General features: G+C 57.0%; 20 protein-coding genes. 13 read left to right on the plus strand and 7 right to left on the minus strand.

Going from position 1 to position 20,895, the window contains the following annotated elements; translation table 11 throughout:
* Window positions 1–46: 46 nt before the first annotated feature.
* The gene (locus JI721_RS08775) at window positions 47–301 is read left to right on the plus strand and encodes a hypothetical protein (protein ID WP_274454500.1); all 255 of its coding nucleotides are present in this window, start codon (window positions 47–49) and stop codon (window positions 299–301) included.
* Window positions 302–342: 41 nt separating this feature from the next.
* Here JI721_RS08775 and JI721_RS08780 read toward each other — a convergent pair whose 3' ends face one another.
* The 4 genes from JI721_RS08780 to JI721_RS08795 form a co-directional block, all read right to left on the minus strand.
* Window positions 343–1,431 (minus strand): GerAB/ArcD/ProY family transporter, encoded by a 1,089-nt coding sequence (locus JI721_RS08780; protein ID WP_274454501.1) that lies wholly within the window; start codon window positions 1,429–1,431, stop codon window positions 343–345.
* A gap of 237 nt (window positions 1,432–1,668) precedes the next feature.
* Complete coding sequence (locus JI721_RS08785) at window positions 1,669–2,784, minus strand: Ger(x)C family spore germination protein (protein ID WP_274454502.1); 1,116 nt, start codon at window positions 2,782–2,784, stop codon at window positions 1,669–1,671.
* Window positions 2,785–2,879: 95 nt separating this feature from the next.
* Window positions 2,880–4,472 carry a spore germination protein gene (locus tag JI721_RS08790; RefSeq protein ID WP_274454503.1) on the minus strand — a complete coding sequence of 531 codons (1,593 nt, stop codon included), beginning with the start codon at window positions 4,470–4,472 and terminating at the stop codon, window positions 2,880–2,882.
* 236 nt (window positions 4,473–4,708) lie between these two features.
* Window positions 4,709–6,118 (minus strand): FMN-binding glutamate synthase family protein, encoded by a 1,410-nt coding sequence (locus JI721_RS08795; RefSeq protein ID WP_274454504.1) that lies wholly within the window; start codon window positions 6,116–6,118, stop codon window positions 4,709–4,711.
* A 310-nt stretch (window positions 6,119–6,428) separates the two neighbouring features.
* Here JI721_RS08795 and JI721_RS08800 point away from each other — a divergent pair, with 310 nt between their 5' ends.
* The 4 genes from JI721_RS08800 (at window position 6,429) to JI721_RS08815 (ending at window position 10,684) form a co-directional block, all read left to right on the plus strand.
* On the plus strand, window positions 6,429–6,554 hold the full coding sequence (locus JI721_RS08800; RefSeq protein ID WP_274454505.1) for a hypothetical protein: 126 nt from the start codon (window positions 6,429–6,431) through the stop codon (window positions 6,552–6,554).
* Window positions 6,551–8,041: a SpoVR family protein gene (locus JI721_RS08805; RefSeq protein WP_274454506.1), complete on the plus strand. Its 1,491-nt coding sequence runs from the start codon at window positions 6,551–6,553 to the stop codon at window positions 8,039–8,041. The genes JI721_RS08800 and JI721_RS08805 overlap by 4 nt, the downstream gene beginning before the upstream one ends.
* 95 nt (window positions 8,042–8,136) lie before the next feature.
* Window positions 8,137–9,006, plus strand: a complete 870-nt coding sequence (locus JI721_RS08810) for a patatin-like phospholipase family protein (RefSeq protein ID WP_274454507.1) — start codon at window positions 8,137–8,139, stop codon at window positions 9,004–9,006.
* Window positions 9,007–9,040: 34 nt separating this feature from the next.
* Window positions 9,041–10,684, plus strand: coding sequence for an FAD-binding dehydrogenase (locus JI721_RS08815; RefSeq protein ID WP_274454508.1), 1,644 nt, complete (start codon window positions 9,041–9,043; stop codon window positions 10,682–10,684).
* A 55-nt stretch (window positions 10,685–10,739) separates the two neighbouring features.
* Here the strand turns inward: JI721_RS08815 and JI721_RS08820 are convergent, their stop codons facing one another.
* From JI721_RS08820 to JI721_RS08830, 3 genes are read right to left on the minus strand one after another with little or no spacing between them, the layout of a single operon-like run.
* On the minus strand, window positions 10,740–11,651 hold the full coding sequence (locus tag JI721_RS08820) for a metal ABC transporter solute-binding protein, Zn/Mn family (protein WP_274454509.1): 912 nt from the start codon (window positions 11,649–11,651) through the stop codon (window positions 10,740–10,742).
* Window positions 11,648–12,493, minus strand: a complete 846-nt coding sequence (locus tag JI721_RS08825) for a metal ABC transporter permease (RefSeq protein WP_274454510.1) — start codon at window positions 12,491–12,493, stop codon at window positions 11,648–11,650. Before JI721_RS08825 ends, JI721_RS08820 begins: the two co-directional genes overlap by 4 nt.
* The gene (locus JI721_RS08830; RefSeq protein WP_274454511.1) at window positions 12,480–13,238 is read right to left on the minus strand and encodes a metal ABC transporter ATP-binding protein; all 759 of its coding nucleotides are present in this window, start codon (window positions 13,236–13,238) and stop codon (window positions 12,480–12,482) included. The genes JI721_RS08825 and JI721_RS08830 overlap by 14 nt, the downstream gene beginning before the upstream one ends.
* A 133-nt stretch (window positions 13,239–13,371) precedes the next feature.
* Between JI721_RS08830 and JI721_RS08835 the strand changes: the two genes are divergently transcribed.
* The 8 genes from JI721_RS08835 (at window position 13,372) to JI721_RS08870 (ending at window position 20,876) form a co-directional block, all read left to right on the plus strand.
* On the plus strand, window positions 13,372–13,791 hold the full coding sequence (locus JI721_RS08835) for a Fur family transcriptional regulator (RefSeq protein ID WP_274454513.1): 420 nt from the start codon (window positions 13,372–13,374) through the stop codon (window positions 13,789–13,791).
* A gap of 177 nt (window positions 13,792–13,968) precedes the next feature.
* Window positions 13,969–14,709, plus strand: a complete 741-nt coding sequence (locus tag JI721_RS08840) for a GntR family transcriptional regulator (protein WP_274454514.1) — start codon at window positions 13,969–13,971, stop codon at window positions 14,707–14,709.
* A 472-nt stretch (window positions 14,710–15,181) separates the two neighbouring features.
* Entirely contained in the window at window positions 15,182–16,585 is a 1,404-nt protein-coding gene (gene ltrA / locus JI721_RS08845) for a group II intron reverse transcriptase/maturase (RefSeq protein WP_274454515.1), read from the plus strand.
* A 224-nt stretch (window positions 16,586–16,809) separates the two neighbouring features.
* A complete protein-coding gene (locus tag JI721_RS08850; RefSeq protein ID WP_274454516.1) occupies window positions 16,810–17,844 on the plus strand; it encodes a sulfate ABC transporter substrate-binding protein in 1,035 nt (344 codons plus the stop codon).
* Complete coding sequence (cysT, locus tag JI721_RS08855) at window positions 17,844–18,704, plus strand: sulfate ABC transporter permease subunit CysT (RefSeq protein WP_274454517.1); 861 nt, start codon at window positions 17,844–17,846, stop codon at window positions 18,702–18,704. The genes JI721_RS08850 and cysT overlap by 1 nt, the downstream gene beginning before the upstream one ends.
* The gene (locus JI721_RS08860; protein WP_274454518.1) at window positions 18,701–19,498 is read left to right on the plus strand and encodes a sulfate ABC transporter permease subunit; all 798 of its coding nucleotides are present in this window, start codon (window positions 18,701–18,703) and stop codon (window positions 19,496–19,498) included. The genes cysT and JI721_RS08860 overlap by 4 nt, the downstream gene beginning before the upstream one ends.
* A complete protein-coding gene (locus tag JI721_RS08865) occupies window positions 19,495–20,586 on the plus strand; it encodes an ABC transporter ATP-binding protein (RefSeq protein WP_274454519.1) in 1,092 nt (363 codons plus the stop codon). The genes JI721_RS08860 and JI721_RS08865 overlap by 4 nt, the downstream gene beginning before the upstream one ends.
* A 65-nt stretch (window positions 20,587–20,651) precedes the next feature.
* Complete coding sequence (locus JI721_RS08870) at window positions 20,652–20,876, plus strand: YezD family protein (RefSeq protein ID WP_274454520.1); 225 nt, start codon at window positions 20,652–20,654, stop codon at window positions 20,874–20,876.
* The last annotated feature ends 19 nt before the right edge of the window (window positions 20,877–20,895 follow it).

A 20,895-nucleotide genomic window follows, 5' to 3' on the forward strand; every position in this document is an offset into this window, starting at 1 on the left:
ATCGGAACGCGATGCACCTCATTTCGCTGGGAAGGTGGTGATGCAGATGGCGAGTCAAGTGGCCAAGCTGCCTCCTCATAAGGTAGAGGAGGGGGCGGAGCCGATGACCGAGACAACGGAAATACTTTGGTTCGGTAACACCAAGGTCACTGTCTACTCGCCGCTGGGCGTGTTCGCGATGACATCCGAAGAACGGCAAGCTTGGTTCGCTCGTGAGCTCGAGGCGAACAATCCGATCGCTGTGCGGATTGCGGAGGCGGCCGTGGCCATATCGGAACGTCTCGATGGAGAAGGACCTTGATGCAGAGCGATGGACGGGGGGGCGTTGCATTGAGCGCTGCCCTAGCGTTTTGCGTGTATCCGAATTTTCATCACCACGGCAGCTAAAAGGGGAATACAGATCAATGTCACCACAAAATACGCGGGAGCCACCGCAGCGATGAAGTGCTCCATTTCGTTCGTGCTGCGAAAGAATGCAAAGCTGCCAGCCCACACGAATAAACCGCCGGAGAGCGCCATAAGTCGGTGTGACGATAGTTTGAAAACGTCCTTCATACCTTCACACCATGCGTAGTGAAACACACCCAGCTTTATGCATACAGTGGACATCACACCTATCACGTAGAGTGTGTCTAAGCGCTCCAGGAAACGACCGATGCGAATGCTGCGGACGGTTTCGAGCGCCGGATACGCCAGATAACTCTCGGATTGCCCTATAACACCTGTCGTAATTATCTGAATGATAGTCAAGAGAACAGTCAGGACTACCGCAGCCGTGACCATGTCTTTGGGAAGGGTTCGGCTGTCGCGCAAGGCACGTACGAACTGTAGGCTAATCAACAGTTCCAATGCGTAGGTCAGATCCGGTGTGAGGGCACCACGGAGCACCGGCTGCCAGCCGTCTGCGAGAACAGGCATCATTTCATGAATATCCATGTGTTTCATGGACAGAGCAAAGAGAATAGGTGTCACAACGAGCGCAATTGGTATGATGAACTCACCGTCCCGCATAACGACCTCCACACCCATATACACCATGTATGAGACTCCAGCCATGCCGAGTAGTCCGATGATATATTCCGGAGTTTTAGGCAGGATGGTGATGCTCACAAACGATTCTATTTCCCGGAGTATGGTGCAATTTGTCAGGTATAGCCAGACAAGAAACCAAAGACAGAATATGCGTCCCAGCCATGGTCCGAATGCGTCAATCAAGCCGTCGGTTAGATTTCGGTTTGGCAACGCACGGATAAATACCGCAGCCGTACCGGCGGACAACAGGCCACCCGCCACAAATAGGAGACACGTAATCCAACTGTCGCGGACGGTGAATTGGGCAATGATGAACGGGACTGTGACGATGCCGGTGGCAAGGACGCTCCAAATGAGTACGACGACGATTTGAAATCGGGAAATCTGTACGTTCGACATTCAATCGGATTCCCTTCTAAAGAATTTCGTACATCCACTTTGTAACTGGGCCAAACATGGACTCGAACGGGGCCAACAGATGCAGATTTGGCCACAGATGCCAGGATACAGACGCGGACATGGCAATTGCCGCGAAGATGAGTCCCCAGTACACTGGGATTTCGCGACGAGCTGCCTGGCGACGGGAATGTCTATCTAGGGCTGCAATGGCAAAGGCAGTGAATAGCGCGAGCCAGATCACGGTGTAATCACTCCGCGCCCTGCTGGCGGAACTAGGCCACTTCGCGAGGCTGAGGATTCGGGTGTATTGGAAGAAAGGGCGGTCCGGGTAATTTGGACGCGTACATTGTATTTAACCTGCGCCCGAGCAAAGTAAACTGGCCACTGAGCACTAATCTGTCGCCAGGTGCGTGGGTCTTCGATAAACAATCGCGTGCCGAACTGGCAAGCGTCCACGTCGTCGGCTTGGAGCTTCGTCATCACCGCCTGCATATGCTGTTCCATGTATTTGGCAGTTTTCTGCTCAAGTTGCTGGTAAGTTTTCTCGCTCAACCGCTCATTCGGACAAAGTCGGTCGATCTCCGCCCGCGCTTGAACCTTCACCAGAAAACTCACTCCATCGCTGTCAAACCGTGGAATGACCTGGGTTTGGGAACCGAGCAGTCGCACAGCGCTTCCAACGTCGCCGCCCTTGACGTCGCACGGCAGGGGGATGACCACTTGGCGGGTGCCCATCATAAGCCACGCTAGCCCCTTCGTCTCGTCCACTGTCAGCATGTCCACCATCTTTACACCGCGAAACAAAGCAACCCCTTTTACAAGTAGGTTGCCTGTAGGGGGGCTATCAACCAATGACAAGACGGGTGCTTGCGACGGCGATAGGTATTCCTTCATCACATCCAGTTGCTCGCTGTTGACAACGGGGTACATCTCGCCAATCTGCTCCACCAAATCACGAAGCCCCAGTGCGTTCAGCGGCTCAGGTGCTGACGGTGCCGAAAGGACATCCCGAGCCTGTCCTGGTGTCACGAGAAATATTTGATTGCGGCGAAAATACCGGTTTCTTTCGAAATAGTCCAGTGCTCGGTCAATACCGTGCTTTGCGTAGTCGCTTCCGAATACCACTACCGTGTTGTGTGCTATGTAAATGCGGTGAGGTACGTCGGCCTTAAATTTTTCCATCGCGTCTTCAATCATTGTGCCCGTTTCTTCACGGATAACGAAGGGAATGACGTTTCCTCCTGAACCGCTCCCTTCGGCCGAAGGGGCGGCCTCCGGGTTGATGAGTTGGGCCGTAACTCGTACCAAGCCATCGTCGGTCCGGTCGATACCGAGGGCTGTGACGATATTCATGTCGTCGACCTCCTGAATGTCAAAACACCCCGGCAAAAACAACGAACTGACGCTCGTTACGCAGAGGAAGGCCAGCTTACGAAACAGGTATGACCTCATGACTGATCCTCATTAGACGGATGATTGGGAGCTCGTGGTGCTGGAGTTCGATTGCTGACACGGTCGATCGGTTCAAGTTGGTCAGGGCGTTGTCTGGTCGCAAACCAGGGAACCCGAATGAACATATCCTTCATGTCCGACCAAGTAAATGGCGCGATGGGGGCCATGTAAGGAACCCCGAAGGAACGAAGAGAGACGAGATGAGTCACAAGGACTAATCCGAGAATGACGATACCGACAAGTCCGAAGATACCGGCTATGATGACAAACACGAACTGAATGATACGGCTAGAATTCACGAATCCATATGCTGGTAGGGCAAATGATGCGACCCCGGTTCCTGACACCACAATTACCATACCAGGAGATACTAAGCCCGCACGCACTGCGGCGTCGCCCACAATCAGTGTACCGACAATGCTGACCGATTGCCCAACCGACCTAGGTAACCGCGTTCCGGCTTCACGCAAGGCTTCAAAGGTGCACATCATCACGAGCGCTTCCAAGATGGTGGGAAAGGGAATACCACGGTGTTGGGCCTGCACGCTGACGAGCAACGGTGTCGGTATGAGGTCTTGGTTGTAAGATAACAAGGCCACGTACAGAGACGGCAACATGAGGGAAGACCAGTATGCGATGTGGCGCAAAATGCGAATGAACAACGTTAGCGTGTAGTTCATGTAATAATCTTCAGCTGATGCCAGAAAATTGATGAACTGCGCCGGTACCATCAAGCTGGTTGGTGCTCCGTCGAGCATGATGGAGATGCGCCCCTGTAGCAGACTGCCAGTCACCCGATCCGGTCGCTCGGTCTCCTCGGTTGTTGGAAACAGCGTGTGTGGTGCGTCTCCGATCAGTTCGCGCAACTTGTTGATATCATTCACTCCATCGATGGAAATCTTGCGCAGCCGTTTGCGCGCTTCGTCCACTAGCGTTGGTTTAGCGATACCTTCGATGTAAGTGATGCATACGGTAGTCTTGGAGTATACGCCGATACGCATCGATTCGACCTTAAGGCGCGGACTGCGGATCCGCTTGCGCAGGAGTGCGATGTTGAGATCCAAATGCTCGATGAACGCCTCCTGAGGCCCCTCAATCGTGGGTTCATTTTCAGCTTTTTCGATGGCTCGCACCGGAGGATTGCTGATATCAAGGACGAGAGCCAGTTTGGAACCGTCTACGTGGAGCACCACCTGGCCGTCTGATACAGCTGTGTTCAATTCGTACCACGTCCGGATCCAACTGATGTGTATCGTGTGCAGGACGGATCCAATCTGCCGTATGTCTGATGGTCGTCTTGACAAGGTCTCAAGGGGCTGGAGAACCCCCTCTTCGATTCGCGCAAGATCCACTAAACCGCGCAACCAGATCAAAAGTACGCGCGTACCGTGAACGTCGACTTCGCGGAGTAGCAAGTCGTCACAGTGTTGCCACTCCCCTTCAATCCAGCCACGTAAACCTTCTAGACGGGAGGGCAAGGGTTCATCCGGCTGATGCCACGAAGTATCCACCAAGCTGGTCAGTCTGTCATCAGGATGGTTCTCGAGATCCTTGGCCTTTTTGCCTCGTTTTTTAAGTGTAAGAAACACAATATGCTCTCCCTGCGGTACAATTTTTTGGTTATTTTGATCACATCCAACAAAATTATGCACTCCTATTTTGGCGTGCACGAGTTGTTCATTGCTTCTGCGGGGAATTTTTTAGGTGGCGAAAGTGGAAAGAGAAGCGAGCTACCCAAGCTGTGAAGGAGACAACATAAACTCGATGCAAAACGAGTGGTGATGCCTGGTCGAGCGAGACAGATAGATTCAAGGTGTTCATACTGTTACACCAAGGGTACACCAGTGATACGCGCCACATCTTCCTGCCAAGCAACCAAGTCTTTCGCATTTACGTCGTGTAGGCTTGTTTTGCCAAGGGCCCTCGCTCCGAGTTTCATCTCTTCGACACAGCTGGTTAAAAACTTGTCCAAGCTTATGGCACCTCGGTCTTCGTCAAAACTTCGGCGTTTGCTACCCTTTGCCCACGCGATCGCGGTAGGCGGTTCAAACGGAATTGTATCGACGATTTGAGTGTGTGTCGCAGCGAACAGGGCGGCGGTGCCAATGTAAACCGCGTCGGCGCCCAGGGCCAGGGCTTTCAACATATCTCCAGGCGTGCGAATGCCACCAGAGATGATGAGGTCGATGCGGCTACGCAAACCATGGTCGACCAGAAATTTCTGTGCCCGGCACAGGGCGACGAGTGTCGGCAAGCCGAAATCGTCTACGAGGATGGCGGGGGATGAGTGAGTGCCTCCTTGAGCACCATCTACGACAATGACGTCGAACCCAGCACGGACGGCGATGGCCAAATCCTGTTCGAGGCTATGGCTTGCGGCGATTTTCACGGCAATGGGGGCACCTCCGCTCACACTTCTCAGGTAGTGAACGAGTCTTCGAAGTGCACCTCGATGATTCGCTTCCGAAACGCCGGCAGGGATATAGCATCCGGTAGTCAGAGCATCCGGTAACCCGAAATCGTTTGCGATATGTTTGGTTAAATCCTCCGGATAGATGACGGTACCGCAGCCAGCGTTCGCACCTTGCCCCAATCGGACTTCTATCATATCGGCGGTGCGTAAGGCTTCACGTGAGGGGTGCCAAGGGGCGTCGTGCACTTGTACGACAAGGTGTTTGGCCAGCGCGCGGAATTCCGGCAACCATGCCCCCTGTCCAGTATTACTCGCAACACCTGCCATGGCTGCACCCTTCATCAATGACCGGACAAACGGTTTATTTAAGGCGACACCGTATCCCATGGCGGAGATCAAGATGGGCATGGAAACGATCATTGGTCGGTCCGCCCTCCGACCGATGACGGTCTCGCTAACTACGGAGACTTGATGATTCAGCGGACGTCGTTGCAGCTGGGCGGGGGAAAATAACAATCCGTCAAAGTGGGGAAACTGACGTGTTGTCCCAATGGGTTTCGCCAATGGCCTGCCCTCGTGGGAGCGCAGCTCATTTTCAATTATCCACTGCACTCCAAATTTTTGTACCGCAGTCAGGCCTTCAGCCAAGTTTGACGTATAAGGATCTTCGAACAAAATTCGCACAAAACGTCGGAAAACTCGCTCAAACGCCCATCGATACCACCAGGGAATTGTCAGATACGTGACTAGACCTACCAGAAGGAGGACTCCAATATCAATTAGCCCAAATTGAATCCACACCTGTATATGATTAGATGTCACACTTCACGACCCCCGGAATGTAAGTGCCAAAAGTCATCCATCGTAACGGTCACCTTAAAGTCTCCATTTTCGGATCATATATGTGTGAAACGCAGTTGGGCCGCCAGGGTTGAGTATTATGTATTTCTTGTACCAGACGTGGGTAGAGTTGAAATATCACGCGGAAACGTGCTGCACTCGAGGACATCTTTTCATTGTGGATTGCCCGGATGACAAATGTGATCAACAATGCAGTTGCGGGGCCTTACGTAGGGGCCCCATTTGGTTATATATCGATTGGTTTAATCAATACAATCGGAGTTCCACCCTGATGACCGCGTACAGCAAGCTGTCGCATGCGCACTTCCGGTCGGTCTTGATTCGCGAAAAGGGCGACGTGTATCACGCGCTCAAAACCTTTTTCTCGCAGCAGGAAAGCAAGGTGAAGCCCGCATGAACACCGCTGACATGGAGGAACTCGAACGGAGCATTGAGCAGATGATGGCCATCGCGACGGAGAACGGACTGGACTACTATCCGATGCGGTTTGAGGTGTGCCCGGCGGACGTCCTCTATACCTTTGGCGCGTATGGGATGCCGACGCGTTTTAACCATTGGAGCTTCGGAAAGACATTCCATCGGATGAAAATGGAATACGACCTCGGGCTCAGCCGCATTTATGAGCTGGTCATCAACTCGAACCCTTGTTACGCGTTCCTGCTGGACGGCAACAGCCTCTTGCAAAACAAAACAGTGTGCGCGCACGTGCTCGCACACTGCGACTTTTTCAAGAATAACGCGATGTTTGCAGGCACCTCCCGGGACATGGTGGAGCGGATGGCCTCCTCGGCGGAACGGATTCGCCAGTATGAGCTGGCGTACGGCCGCAGCCGCGTGGAAGTGGTGCTGGATGCGGGCATGGCGCTGCAGGAACATGTGGATGCTTCGGCCCATGGACGCCGCGGGCACCAGGTCTGGGAGCGTGAGCGGGCAGAGCGAACCGGCGCCTGGCGGGGGCAGGGCAAGCGCGCGGCGGTCGCACAGCGCCGCGGCCGGCGCGCCGGCCCGTACGACGACCTGTGGAACATCGGGGCCGAGGCGTCCGAGGCGGAGCGGGCGGCGGAATCCGACCGTGATCGCCAGAATGAGGCGCAGCGCCGCGAGGGACAGGGCCTGCCGCAGCGGGACGTGATGCTGTTTTTGATTGAGCACAGTCCTGCGCTCGAGGAATGGGAGCGCGACATCCTCTCCGTCCTGCGCGAGGAGATGCTGTACTTTTGGCCGCAGTTGGAAACGAAAATCATGAACGAAGGCTGGGCAACGTACTGGCACTTGCGCATCATGCGCGAGATGGAGCTGGATAATTCGGAAGCCATTGAGTTTGCGAAGATGCATGCCGGGGTCGTGCTGCCCTCGCGGATGTCGATTAATCCGTACCACTTAGGGCTTGCCATTTGGGAAGACATCGAGAAGCGGTGGAACGAACCGACGGAAGAGGAACGGCAGCGGTTTGGCCGGGAGCCGGGACAGGGCCGGGCGAAGATGTTTGAAGTGCGGGAGATGGAAAACGACGTATCGTTTCTGCGCAACTACCTCACGAAAGATTTGATCGAAAAGCTTGACTTGTACCTGTACCAGAAGGTGGGGAACGAGTGGCGTATCGTCGAAACCGACTGGGAGAAGGTCCGCGACAGTATTGTGGCGTCGCGGGTGAATGGCGGCATCCCGGTGATTTATGTGGAAGACGGCGACTACAATCAGAACGGCGAACTGTACCTGAAGCACGCCTATGAAGGGGTGGAACTGGACCTCAAACACCTCGAAAAGGTTATGAACTATGCGTACCAGCTGTGGGGAAGAACCTGCCACATCCAGACAGTGGTCGAAGGACGGGACGTGTTGTTCACTTGTGACGGCAAGCGGACGACCAGAAAATTCATGTAGCGAATGTGTCAGGGAGTTCGAGGCTGCGGACTCCCTGTTCTTGTGACCACCATCGTTGAGCTGTGGTCAAACGAACGAACGGGGTGGTGCATGCGATGCGTCGGGCGCGCATTGGGATCGCGTTGTGCGGGGCGGACCTTGCGGGAAGCGCGCATGTGGGGGTCCTGTTCGGCCTGGAGTCCTTAGGCATCAAACCGGATGTGGTTGCAGGGGCAAGCTCCGGGTCGATTGTCGCTTCCTTGTACGCGCATGGATACGCACTGGATGAATTCCGCGGCCTGGCGGGCAGGGTTCCAGCGCGCATCCTGCTGGATTATGGATTCCCGCTCGTCTCCTCTGTGGCGAATTTGGCCCGGAAGCGGTGGCAGGGGCGGGAGATTCCTGCGCCAAACGGCCTCTTTCGGGGTGACCATCTGCAGCGGTTCGTCCGCAAGCTCCACCAGCGCCGGCTGCCGAAAATGCCCTTTTATATCGTTGCGACCGATTTGTACTCCACCCAGTCGATTGCTTTCACCAATGACCAGCAGGCGGTAAAGCAAGGGTTCGCAGAGGCGAGCACGGACCTGGCCAAGGAAATCGTCGGCAGCTGCGCGCTGCCCGGATTGTTCACACCGATTCGGCATCGGCAATGGCTGCTGGTCGACGGCGGGGTGCGCGATCAAGTGCCCGTGACGGTCCTGCGGCGGGCCGGCTGTGACAAAATCTTTGCCGTCTACCTACATAAACTGGACGATTCCTGGTACCCTGTCACCTTCGTCGATGTGCTCCGCCGGTCCATCCTGACCCTGGTGGACGAGGCCGTCGCCAGCAGTGACCTCGTTCCGGATACGTTCGTGCTGAAGCCGGATCTGACGCCTATCACGGGGTGGCAGCACCGCGAACCCATGCTGAAGAACATGACGTTGGCGTTCGACGACGTGATGGCGCGCAAAGACGAGATTTTGTCTTTTCTCACATCTCCATAGACCTTGTGTCAATCCGCCTGAAGGAGGTTCGGCGATGGCCTTTGACGTGATTGTCGTCGGTGCGGGGTTGTCCGGATTGGTCGCAGCGGCTGAAATCATCGCGGGTGGAAAGCGGGTACTGCTGCTCGACCAAGAGCCCGAGTCCAGTTTTGGGGGGCAGGCCTGGTGGTCGTTTGGCGGTTTATTTCTCGTTGATTCGCCGGAACAGCGTCGATTGGGGATTCGCGACTCGCGCGACTTGGCGTGGCAAGACTGGCTGGGAACCGCCGGGTTTGACCGCGTTGAAGACGCGTGGGCGCGCAAATGGGCGGAGGGGTACGTCGACTTTGCGGCGGGAGAGAAAAGAGCCTGGCTGAAGTCTCTCGGGATCCGCTTGTTTCCGGTGGTGGGCTGGGCAGAACGGGGTGGGTCGCTGGCCGATGGACCCGGAAACTCGGTGCCGCGGTTTCACATCGTCTGGGGCACGGGGCCGGGACTGGTTGCACCCTTTGCCGCGAAGGTGCGGCAGGCCATCCGGACCGGACTCGTTGTGTATCGGCCCCGTCACCAGGTGGACGAACTGATCACGCACGGCGGTGCGGTCACCGGCGTGCGCGGTTCCGTGCTCGTCCCGAGTTCCGCCAAGCGCGGAGAGGCCAGCTCCCGGGAAGCCGCGGGGACCTTCGAATATCATGCGCCTGCGGTGGTGGTGGCCAGCGGCGGCATCGGCGGGAACCACGATTTGATTCGCAGGTATTGGCCGTCCAGACTCGGCAGGCCGCCCAATACGATGTTGTCCGGCGTGCCGGCGCACGTCGACGGCCGTATGTTGTTCATTGCGGAAGACGCCGGCGGCTGGGTGGTCAACCGCGACAGGATGTGGCATTACACGGAAGGCATTCGCAATTGGGATCCCGTTTGGGCACAGCACGGCATCCGCATTCTTCCGGGGCCTTCGTCCGTGTGGCTCGACGCTGCCGGACGGCGGCTGCCTGCGCCCAACTTTCCCGGGTTTGACACGCTGCGCACACTCCAAACGATTTTGGACACCGGCTATGATTACTCCTGGTTCATCCTGACGCGGCGGGTGATTGAGAAAGAGTTTGCTTTGTCAGGATCCGAGCAAAACCCGGATTTGACGGGCAAGCAGTGGCTGCGGGTGCTCTCTCGTGTTGTTGGCGGCATTCCGGGTCCGGTCAAGGCCTTTTTGCATCACGGTGAAGACTTCGCGGTGGCCCGGGGCGTGCCGGAACTCGTTGAAAAAATGAACCGCCTGGCAGGGAATCGGTTGCTGCGGCCGGACGGGATCCATCATCAGCTGCTTGCGCGGGACCGTGAAATGAGCAACCCATTCGGCAAGGACAGCCAGGTCGCGGCCATGCGCGGTGCCCGGCGGTATCTGGGCGACCGGCTGGTTCGCGCGGCGCCGCCGCACAAGTTTTTAGATGCAAAGCATGGTCCGCTCATCGCCGTGCGCCTGCGGATTTTGAGCCGCAAGACGCTCGGCGGGCTGCAAACGGACTTGTCCGGCCGGGTGCTTCGAGCCTCGGGCGAACCGCTCCCTGGACTGTACGCGGTCGGCGAAGCGGCCGGGTTTGGCGGCGGGGGCATGCACGGCTACCGGTCCCTGGAGGGGACGTTTCTCGGTGGGTGTCTGTTCACCGGCCGAGTGGTTGGGCAGACGCTCGCCAAGGCGTAGGCGGCGTGTCAACCGGTCAGGCGCTTGTCTCGGATGCTGGCACGGTGCCAGTCGCTTATCGAGACGCTGGCTGGGTGTCGAGCGCGGACTTCACTTCCTGCAGCTCGCGGGTCATCCACGTGACGTAGTCCTCGCCCTTTGGTTCCGTCTCCGTTACTTGGACGACCGGAATCTGATGCTGTTTCGCCAGCTGTGCCAAATTGCGGACGGTGGGGTCGTCCGTTTGGATGTTTTCCACAAAAAATCTGATGCGATGCGTGGTGATGTCATGCTGTAACTGGGCCACTTCGGTGGGGGTCGGCTCGTTGCCGTTCTCAATGGCCAACGCAAATTTCGGGTCCTCGGGCACCATATTCATGGCGTGCAGCATGTAGTCGAACACGGGTTCTGACACGTCGACGGGGACCGGCGTGGGCTGCTTGAGCTGCGCCACGAGGCGGTCTATCGGCTGTATGGTTTGGTTGTACGCCTTGGCACGTTTGTGAAAGTAGCCAGCGTCGGACGGATCCAGCGCAGACAGGTCATCCGCAATCTTGTCGGCCAGCGCTGGCATTGTCGTCGGCAGGTACCAGACGTGCGGGTTATCGCCCGTTTGCTTGCCCAGCAAATCGGCACCGACATTGATAACATCCCGCGATCCCGAACTTGCTCCGATGATATGCTGCATCCACGTGTCATAACCGATGCCCGTGTAAATCACCAACTGTGCTTTTTGAACGGCCATCGACGCGCCGGGCGTCGGTTCGTATTCATGTGGGTCCACGTTTGGGTCATTCAAAATGGAGGTGACATTGACGTGGGTTCCACCGACGGCGCGGGCCACTTCGCCGTAAAAATCCTCTGCGGCGACGACGTTGATTTTGGACTGTGCCGCGCCCGCCTTGGGACTGGGCACAGATGTGCCGCAGCCAGCGAGCAGGAGTGTCGCCGCAAGCACGAGGGCGGCTGGTTTGATGCATGGATTCACGATGCGCTGCTCCTTTCTGGGATGGAAGATGTCGTGGCCCGGAATTGGATGCGCTGGCGCACCCCTTGCAGGGCCAGGCTCGCGAAGTACAACACGCCTTCCGTCGCGGCAATGTAAAAACTGACGGGGATGTTGGTATAGAAGCTCAGGGTCAGTCCAAACCAAACCCCAAGGACCGACACCACCGCGGAACAGACCATCATACCGGCGATGGAACGGGTGACATTGCGCGCGATGGCAGCCGGGATGGTCATCAAGGTGAAGACCAGGAGTGCACCGACCACCTGCATGGCTTCTCCGACCGCGACAGACATCAGCAAAATGAACACGACGGAGATGGCCTTGGTCGGCAGGCCCGCCGCTTCTGCGCCTGCCGGGTCGAATGAGTCAAAGGCCAGGACACGGCAGCCCGCCACGACCAGCAGAAGCACGGCCGCAGATAGGCCGAGGAGCAGCCAAACCTGAGTCGAGGAGACCCCGACGATGCTGCCGAACAGCAGTGAAAACATGGCGGTCGCCAGCTTGGTTGAGAGCGACAAAAACAGCAGGCCGAGTCCGAGCGAGATGCTGAGAACGACACTGATGGCCGTGTCGCGCCGGTACACTTTGGCACCGAGGCCGCCGATGGCGAGCGATGCCAGGGTGGTAAACAGCAAGAGGCCGGTCAGGGGGTTCCACCCCATATACACAGCGAACGCACCGCCCGAGAACCCGATGTCGGAAAACACATGGGCCAGCAGCCCGACTTTCCTGGCAATCACAAAGACGCCGACAACGCCGCACATGCAGGCGATGGCCGAGCCGGCGAGCAGCGCGTTTTGCATGAATTCATACTGAAACATGTGCATCCTCCTGTGGGACGAGGACCATTTCCGTCCCCGCGTGGACCAGTTGAATCGGGATCCCGTACAACCGCGACAAAACCGATGTGTTCATCACTTCCGCAACCGTGCCCAGTGCATGCCTGCCCTGCGTCAGATACAACACACGCGTCGCGTACTTCGCAGCCAAATTCATGTCATGCGTGACGAAGATGACGCTGACGTTTCGAGTCTTGGAAATGTGGGAAACAATTTCGGCCACCTGGGTCTGTGCACGCGGATCTAAATTCGACGTCGGTTCGTCCAGCAGCAGCACCTTGGGATGCCGGACCAGCACCTGCGCCAGGTACACGCGCTGTTTTTGCCCGCCGGAGAGTTTTCCGATGGGACGGTGTGCGAATTCCAGGCAATCCGTGACTTCGAGCGCGTCGTTCACTTGCTGTTTTTCCGCGCGGGTCAACCAGGGGCGCAGTCGATGCGTCAGGCCAAAGCTGACAAAGTCAAAGACCTTGACTGGGGTGTCGGCATCAACTTGGCGGGCCTGCGGGACGTACCCGAGCGCGCGCTTTTGTCTGGTGCCAGCCACTTCGCCCGTGCGGTTGGACTGCATTCCCAGAATTGCTCTCAACAGCGTGGACTTGCCTGCACCGTTCGGGCCGATGACAGCCAGAAATTCACCTGGATGCAGCTGGAATGAGATGCCCTGGAAAATCCAGCCGCCGTTGACCTGTACGCTGAGGTCACGGACCTCCAATACGGAAGACAACCCTTCACACCTTCTTTATTGAAAATAATTTTCTATACTGCGAGCAAGGGACATTGTAGCAGGCGGGCGGCTTCTTGTAAATAGGAATTTTACGAATTAGAATAGAGACTAGAAACGGCAGGTGTTCAACGTGGTGAGCGCAGAGGATGTTTTGAGGCGGTTAAAGCGGGAAGGACACAAACTGACGGCGGGCCGCAAAGCCATTATCGAGATGTTTGTCCGAAACCCAGACGAACGCTTCAGCGCGAAAGATGTCTACGATGGGATGGTCGCAGAACACCCTCATATGAGCCTCGATACGGTGTACAGAACCTTGAGCTTGCTGGAGGAGCATCAGGTCATAGAAGAGACACAGCCGTCAGAAGGCGTCGCCAAATACCAACTGGCGTGTGTCCAGAGCCACCACCATCATCTGATCTGCATCGCGTGTGGCAAGGTTTCTGTCCTGCAATCGTGTCCGCTGTCTTCGTGCGAGATGGACTTGGGGGGCTTTTTGCCGGTGCGTCACCGCTTCGACGTCTATGGCTATTGCCCTGCGTGCGCTTCCGTTTGACGCGGGTGCTGTCGTGAAACCTGAGGGGGACGCGAGGCATGGGGACTGTGCCAAGCGGATGCGGGCATGTCGGCTGGACTTTAAGACTGATTATGCCGATGAGAATAATGGTGTATGATAGAGCGGAGGACGTCCCCTCGCGCACGTTGATATTTTCAATCGGAGTTGAGACTCAGCATGAGAACGGGTGTGCCGCTGTACCATCAATTAAAGAACAACTTGCTGCGTGATTTGCAGGCAAACCGATGGCGGCCCGGGGAACGGATTCCCTCGGAGGCGGAGTTGGCTCATGAGCATGCGGTGAGTCGCATCACGGTGCGCCAGGCGATTCGGGATTTGGTGGATGTCGGCTATCTGGTTCGACACCAGGGCAAGGGAACCTTTGTGGCCGAGCGCAAGCGTTCACCGGCCGCATCCAAGCTTCAGGGATTCGCGGAGGAACTGCGCATTGCCGGTCACGACGTGGACTTGAACATCACGAGAATCGAACAAATGGGGTGCCCAGACCGCGTGGCAGCGGCGCTGCAAGTCCCAGGCGGCACCGAGGTGACGCGGATTTCCCGGATTGCGTCAGTGGAAGAAGTGCCAATTTTCCGCGAGACATCCTATCTGTTGCTGCCGCAGAACTCAACCTTCGAGGAGTTGACCCGCCACTCCCAGTTTTACAATCACATCTATGGATTTTTCGAACAGCACGGCGTGAAGATTACCTTCGGCAGTCAGGACATCTCCGCGACGAAGGCCACTTACGAGGATACCAAGGAACTGCACATTGCGTTGGATGAACCCATCTTGATGATTCAACGGGTGACTTCTGACGATGCAGGGATACCTGTGGAATTCTCCGAAGTCCGCTACCCGTCCAGCCGATACAAGTATCGGGTGCACCTGGCCCGCGGGCAAGGTGACTTGATGTAGCCGATTTGCGAAAAACCCATCTGCTTCGGGAAATGAAACAGCTCAACAAGCTGTTTTATTTTTAGTACGCCCGGCATGGGCGGTCTCTCCAGGGTGCAAGTCCCGAACGGGGGTTGGCGACATACCTACCGTTAGCCAAGAGCAAGGGTGTCCACCGCGAGGTGGAATCTGAAGGAAGCTGGAGGCAAACTCTCGACCCGAGGTACACGAATCGCATTTGAGGCTGTGACAGTTGGATGAGTTGCCTAAACACAACGAAGTCCGAAGTCGCCAAGGGCTGTGGCAGTAAACTGCGGCGGGTGCATGAGAGGAAAGAGGCCGTTCTTATCCGGGGAGGCCTGTCCGATACGCCAGTATAGCTGGTAACCGTCACCGGGAGGTGGCGCTGAACGGGCAGGAGTCAGCAGAGGCCATAGTACCTCGGCAAGCGCTTGTCGAGGGAAGGGCTGAACATGAAACGAGGATGGACTGGATGCGTTCGCACGACGAGCAGAGACAGCAGAATACCCCGCAAGGGGCCTCCACTCAGAGGGTAGCGGTGAAGCCGCGAGAGGCTGAGGAGAGAGGGCCGAGTTCGTCGTCGGTACAAGGACAGAACCCATCCTGCGAGGACAGTACCAACTTGCTGGAGAGGATGCTGCAGCGGGAGAACATGCTGCAAGCCCTCAAGCGAGTCGAGTCGAACAAAGGAGCGCCGGGCGTGGACGGAGTGACGGTAGAACAACTACGGTCGTATGTCCAGACGCACTGGGCTGACATCCGTCAGCAGTTGCTCGCGGGAACCTACAAGCCTCAACCCGTCAGGCGGGTCGAAATTCCGAAACCCGGAGGCGGGATGAGGAAGTTGGGGATTCCCGCTGTGATCGACCGACTCATCCAGCAAGCGCTTCTCCAGGTGCTCACACCCATCTTCGACCCTGGATTCTCACCGAACAGCTACGGGTTTCGCCCTGGGCGGAATGCCCATGACGCGGTGAAGAAGGCGCAGGAGTACATCCGAGAAGGGTATGCATGGACAGTCGATATGGACTTGGCGGCATTCTTCGACCGCGTGAACCACGACATGCTGATGGCACGAGTGGCACGCAAGGTGAAGGACAAGCGAGTTCTGCGGCTGATACGGGCGTATCTGAACGCGGGTGTGCTGGAGAATGGAGTTGTGGTGCGAAGTGAAGAGGGCACGCCACAAGGCGGGCCACTCAGCCCACTCTTGGCAAACATCCTGCTGGACGACTTCGACAAGGAGCTTACGAAACGTGGGCACAAGTTTGTCCGTTACGCGGACGACTGCAATGTCTACGTAAAGTCCCGCAGGGCTGGCGAACGGGTGATGGCGTCGCTTACGAGATACCTGGAGGAGGATCTAAAACTCAAGGTCAATCGAGACAAGAGTGCCGTAGACAGACCACAGCGACGAAAGTTTCTGGGGTTTAGCTTCCTGTACGGGAAGCAGGCGCCGATTCGATTGGCCGACAAGACCATCCAGCGATTCAAGGACAGGGTGCGCCAGATTACAAGCCGAACACGAAGCATGCCGCTGGCAGAGCGGATACGCCAACTCAACGCCTACATGATGGGCTGGGTGGCGTACTTCCGACTCGCACAGATGAAAGGGCATTGTGAACGGTTCGACGAGTGGATACGCCGAAGGCTCAGAATGTGCATCTGGAAGCAGTGGAAACGGGTGAGAACCCGATACCGCGAACTCCGTGCATTGAACCAGCCGGAATGGGTCGTCCACATGATGGCAAACTCGCGCCGAGGGCCATGGTTCATGGCGAAGCACCTGAACAACGCCATGGACAAGGCGTACTTTGAGGCACTTGGTCTGAAGAGTCTTCAGGAAAGGTACTTGCAGCTTCGTAGTGTTTCATGAACCGCCGTATGCGGACCCGCATGTACGGTGGTGTGAGAGGTCGGGGGCTAGGCGCCCCCTCCTACTCGATTGCCAACTTGTTATGACATCATATTCAATCTGTGATCTGCAGGGCTTTCTTCGGCCAAATTCGTTGCCCTGCCACGGCTGCATCATATAATGTCTCTCATGAGAGTTGATAAAACACATATGAATAGTTGGGATTTCCAAAGGAGACATATTGGATGAAGAAAAGCGGGCTGGTTGGACTTGTGGTGCTGGGGGCAGTTGGGCTTGTCGGTTGCGGTGCACAGACATCTGGCACGAGCGGCAACAGCAGTTCCACAAGCGGTGCGCCGAAGACGGTTACCTTGAATGTCGGCTCCTACAGTGTCACACAAGACGTTTATGAAAACAAGTTGTTTCCCGCGTTCGCGAAGTATTGGAAGGATAAGACGGGTCAAACTGTGGTGTTCAAAGCATCGTTTCAGGCTTCTGGGTCGGAAGCGCAGGCGATTGCGAGCGGGCTTCCAGTTGACGTAGCCGCACTTTCCAGTGAAACGGATATGGATAAGATTCAACAGGCGGGACTGATCACACATAATTGGCAAGATACGCCGACCCACGGCATGGTCACCGACTCCGTTGTGGCGATTGGCGTTCGGAAAGGCAATCCCAAGCACATTGAGACCTGGTCGGATTTGGCCAAGCCAGGGGTAGTTGTCGATCTGCCCAACCCGTCGACGTCCGGCGGCGCAAAGTGGGACATCAATGCCTTGTATTATGCGGCGCTGCGGCACGGGAACGCCGCATCGGCGAAAACCCTTTTATCCGACATCCTGAAGAATGTACAGGTCCTGGATAAGTCCGGTGAGGCTTCGATGACGACGTTCACCAACGGGACCGGCGATGCTGTAGTCAGCTACGAGAACGAGATTCTTGAGGCCAGCGACAATGGGAAGAAGTTTACGGAGGTTCTCCCAAGCTCCACGATGCTGATTGAGAATCCGATTGCCGTGGTGGACAAAAATGTGGATGCGGATGGGACCCGCCAAGTGGCGACGGCATTCGTGAATTGGCTGGAGAGCCCGACGGCGCAGAAGATTTTCATGCAGGACGGCTTTCGGCCGGTGATTCCGCAGCTTCAGGCGCAGGCGAAACAACAATTCAAGACGCCGGCGGACCTGTTTACCGTCAAGGAGCTTGGCGGCTGGTCCACCATCAACAAAACACTCTACTCTACCAACGGGATTTGGAATCAAGTCCTTGAGTCAAAATGATGAGACAGCCGAGTTCTCGCGCGACACTGCTGAGTGCATCAGGCTATCTTCTGCTGTTGATTGTCCTGCCCATCGGAGCCGTGTTTCAGCAGGCGTTCTCGCAGGGGGCAGGCGCGTTCTTCTCGGCGCTGGCGCAGCCGATTGGTGTCGCTGCCCTCCGGTTGACGGTGGAAACGGCGCTCGTCACGGCGGCCATTAACGCTGTTGCGGGCTCCATCACGGCCTACGCGTTAACGCGTACGCGGCTTCCGGGGCGAACACTCCTCAATGCGATGGTCGACCTTCCGTTTGCCATTCCGACGACGGTGAGCGGGCTGATGCTGGTCTTCTTGTACGGGCCCACCTCTCCCATCGGGCAGTGGTTCACAAACCACGGCATCCGGGTGATTTACTCGCCCATCGCAATTGTGCTGGCCATGGTGCTCGTGACGTTTCCCTATGCGGTGCGAACCATCCAGCCTTTGCTGGAGGACCTGGATGTTCGGATGGAGGAAGCGGCCGCGACGCTTGGGGCAGGGCCAGCCCGTATTTTCCGCACGATTGTCTTTCCGGTCATGTGGCCCGGCGTTTTATCCGGTTTTACACTCGGCTTCAGCCGCGCGCTCGCCGAGTTTGGCGCGGTTGTTATTGTGGCGGGCAATCTGCCGATGAAAACGCAGGTGTCCTCCTATTACCTCTACGGCCTCCTGGAGAACTATGACCAGCAGGGGGCTGCCGCCGTCTCTGTCTTGCTGCTTGCCGTTTCGTTCGTTGCGCTGTACGTGGAGTTCCGCGTGCTGCATCGGCAGCCGCGCTTCCGCAAAAGCAAAGACGCCGCAGTGGACGCGCCACTTCACTGGGGGAGCGGGGTGAAGGCATGAAGCGGCTCGGACTGTACGGATTTGTCTACGTCTGGTTTTTTCTATTGATTCTTCTCCCTGTGCTTGGGTTGATTGTCGGGGCGTTTCAATCCGGGGTATCCGGATTTCTGCAAGCACTGACGCAGCCGGAAGCCCTGTCGTCGCTGAAGTTGACCTTCGAAATCACCCTGCTCACCGTGCTCATCAACGCCGTGTTTGGTGTGATGACGGCACTCATGATCGCCCGCCGGTCGACGCGGGGCTGGCAAATCATCAACGCGATTGTGGACTTGCCGTTCGCCGTGTCGCCCGTCATCGCAGGCCTGGCGCTGATTTTGGTATACGGCCCCAAGACGTTCATCGGGGGCGCGTTCGAAGACATGCACATCCACATCATTTTCGCCATGCCAGGCATGGTGATCGCGACATTGTTCGTCACCTTCCCCTTCGTCGTGCGTGAGCTGGTTCCGATCCTGCGCGAGAAGGGCGAAGCAGAGGAAGAAGCTGCGTTGACGCTGGGTGCTTCGCGCTGGCGCGTGTTTTGGACCGTGACCTTGCCAGGCATCAAGTGGAGTCTGATTTACGGGATGGTGCTGACGCTCGCACGGGCGCTTGGGGAATTCGGTGCTGTGCTGGTCGTCTCTGGCGGTGTCATCATGCTGACTCAGACCGCCACCTTGTATGTGTACCAGGCTACGGTGAACAGTGACATGCAGGCCGCGTATTCCGTCGCGCTGCTGCTGGCGGCGACATCGTTCGTGATCCTCATGATTTTGCAGTTGGTCAAACGGCGCGAAGGGAGGCAGATGGCGTGAGCATTGAAGTTCGCAACATCCAAAAGACGTTTCACGGTACCACACCGGCTTTACACAATGTGACTGCCAGCATCCGCGAAGGGGAACTGATTGGCTTTCTCGGTCCCAGCGGGAGCGGCAAGACCACTTTGCTGCGCATCATCGCTGGTTTGGAGACGCAGAGCGCCGGTCAAGTGCTGATTGATGGGCGCGTGGTGGATGAACTTCCGCCGCAGCAGCGCGGGGTCGGCTTCGTCTTCCAAAGCTACGCGCTCTTCAAACACATGACCGTGTTCGACAACATCGCCTATGGGCTGCGCGTGCAGAAGAAAGGCAAGCAGGAGGTGCGGGCGCGTGTCAAAGAACTGTTGAACTTTGTCCATCTCGCTGGCTTTGAACACCGCTATCCGCATCAGTTGTCCGGCGGGCAGGCGCAGCGAGTAGCCTTGGCCAGAGCGCTTGCGCCGCGGCCGAAAATCCTGCTGCTGGATGAGCCCTTCGCCGCGATCGACACGAAAATCCGGAAAGAGCTGCGTCAATGGATTCGCCATGTCCACGACGAACTGGGCATCACCAGCATTTTCGTCACGCACGACCAGGAAGAAGCACTCGAAATTGCCGATCGTGTCCTCGTCATGAACCAGGGTAAAGTGGAACAACTCGGGACGCCGGAGGAAGTGTACGAGTCACCCGCCAGTTTGTTTGTGGCGAATTTCGTCGGAGAAGCGAACCACTATGCGGGGACGGCCAAGGGTGGGCGCGTGGCGTTTGGGCCCATGCAGGTCCCGGCGCCTGCGTATCCGGACGGGTGTCGACTCCACGTGGTCATTCGACCGTCGGACGTCAAGCTCCGCGAAAGTACCGCGGAGGGAGACGTTGTCGGAGAAGTTGCGCACGTTTCCTACCGGGGCAATTTCTACGCGGTGGAAGTGACGCTCCGCGACGACACCCGCATCCTGGCCTACGCGTCGAAAGCGCAGGACCACCTGCTGAACACAGGGACGCGCGTGGCCATTGAGGTCACCGGTTGTCGACTGTTTGAAGAGGGGCCTGTGCGCGTCGAATCAAGCTCGCAGCCCGAGCGCGTTGACCTGCGGAAATTTGGATGAGTGACGAAACGGGCGCGATGCCTACACGAGAGGTCCAATTCAAGTGTTTTAAGGAGGCTTTCCAAATGACCCTGAGCGAAGAAGACCGCGAGTCACTCGATGACGTCATTGAACGAGTCCTCCGTGCATTGGATGGTTTGGAGTACGGGTCGGTCAACATCACCGTGCATGACGCGAAGGTGACACAGATTGACCGAACCGAGAAGTACCGATTCACCCCAGCCGCGAGTCGTAAGGCGTCTGCGCCCGAGCGCTCGAATCGTCAACATCCCGGCATGACCGGCGGCTGAAGTTCTTTTTCACTGACTG

The organism is Alicyclobacillus cycloheptanicus, from assembly GCF_028751525.1.
In the GTDB taxonomy this organism is placed as follows: Bacteria; Bacillota; Bacilli; order Alicyclobacillales; family Alicyclobacillaceae; genus Alicyclobacillus_L; species Alicyclobacillus_L cycloheptanicus.

Excerpts from the sequence above, each read along its gene's own strand:
- JI721_RS08810 (WP_274454507.1), top strand. The coding sequence starts at position 8,137 with ATGCGTCGGGCGCGCATTGGGATCGCGTTGTGCGGGGCGGACCTTGCG.
- JI721_RS08805 (WP_274454506.1), top strand. The coding sequence starts at position 6,551 with ATGAACACCGCTGACATGGAGGAACTCGAACGGAGCATTGAGCAGATG.
- JI721_RS08840 (WP_274454514.1), top strand. The coding sequence starts at position 13,969 with ATGAGAACGGGTGTGCCGCTGTACCATCAATTAAAGAACAACTTGCTG.
- JI721_RS08860 (WP_274454518.1), top strand. The coding sequence starts at position 18,701 with ATGAAGCGGCTCGGACTGTACGGATTTGTCTACGTCTGGTTTTTTCTA.
- JI721_RS08815 (WP_274454508.1), top strand. The coding sequence starts at position 9,041 with ATGGCCTTTGACGTGATTGTCGTCGGTGCGGGGTTGTCCGGATTGGTC.
- cysT (WP_274454517.1), top strand. The coding sequence starts at position 17,844 with ATGAGACAGCCGAGTTCTCGCGCGACACTGCTGAGTGCATCAGGCTAT.
- JI721_RS08870 (WP_274454520.1), top strand. The coding sequence starts at position 20,652 with ATGACCCTGAGCGAAGAAGACCGCGAGTCACTCGATGACGTCATTGAA.
- JI721_RS08850 (WP_274454516.1), top strand. The coding sequence starts at position 16,810 with ATGAAGAAAAGCGGGCTGGTTGGACTTGTGGTGCTGGGGGCAGTTGGG.
- JI721_RS08780 (WP_274454501.1), bottom strand. The coding sequence starts at position 1,431 with ATGTCGAACGTACAGATTTCCCGATTTCAAATCGTCGTCGTACTCATT.
- JI721_RS08775 (WP_274454500.1), top strand. The coding sequence starts at position 47 with ATGGCGAGTCAAGTGGCCAAGCTGCCTCCTCATAAGGTAGAGGAGGGG.
- JI721_RS08825 (WP_274454510.1), bottom strand. The coding sequence starts at position 12,493 with ATGTTTCAGTATGAATTCATGCAAAACGCGCTGCTCGCCGGCTCGGCC.
- JI721_RS08800 (WP_274454505.1), top strand. The coding sequence starts at position 6,429 with ATGACCGCGTACAGCAAGCTGTCGCATGCGCACTTCCGGTCGGTCTTG.
- JI721_RS08785 (WP_274454502.1), bottom strand. The coding sequence starts at position 2,784 with ATGAATATCGTCACAGCCCTCGGTATCGACCGGACCGACGATGGCTTG.
- ltrA (WP_274454515.1), top strand. The coding sequence starts at position 15,182 with ATGCGTTCGCACGACGAGCAGAGACAGCAGAATACCCCGCAAGGGGCC.